This window comes from Pseudomonas sp. EA_65y_Pfl1_P113 (genome assembly GCF_963970525.1).
GTDB lineage: Bacteria > Pseudomonadota > Gammaproteobacteria > Pseudomonadales > Pseudomonadaceae > Aquipseudomonas > Aquipseudomonas tritici.
Genome location: NZ_CAXAQM010000525.1, coordinates 1 through 463, shown reverse-complemented (window position 1 = coordinate 463; position 463 = coordinate 1). Strand labels below are relative to the sequence as shown.

The 463-nt window shown below is 63.1% G+C and carries 1 protein-coding gene; it reads right to left on the bottom strand.

Going from position 1 to position 463, the window contains the following annotated elements; all coding sequences use genetic code 11:
- Nucleotides 1–197: 197 nt before the first annotated feature.
- Nucleotides 198–463 (bottom strand): helix-turn-helix domain-containing protein (locus tag AACY52_RS30895; RefSeq protein ID WP_339561479.1); only part of this gene is annotated, 266 nt, incomplete at its 5' end.

Genomic DNA, 463 nt, shown 5'->3' with positions numbered 1-463 from the left:
CATCGTGATCGGGGTTTTGGTGCGGCGCAGGGCGTTGAGGAACAGGTCTTGCAGAGAGGTGTGCTTGTCGGCCATCGGTCGATCCTTTGTTCTTGGCGGGGGATTCCCGCAGCGCGCCGGTTCCGGCGTCGAGTTAGGTGGTGTACCCGTCCTCTAATCTAGGGATGCACGATCGTTTCGTCCACCGATCCAGTCGATTAATCCTCGCGCACCTCGGTAATGCCGAGCAGCTTCAGCTTCCGGTGCAGTGCCGACCGCTCCATCCCGATGAAATTGGCGGTGCGGGAGATGTTGCCGGAGAAGCGGCGGATCTGCACGCGCAGATATTCCCGCTCAAAGGTCTCGCGCGCTTCGCGGAGCGGCGCACCCATAATCGCGGTCGCCCCGCCGCCCAGTTCGCCCGGATCGCCGAGAATATCGGGGGGCAGCATATCGAGATCGATCTGCCCGATCCGGTCGCCCG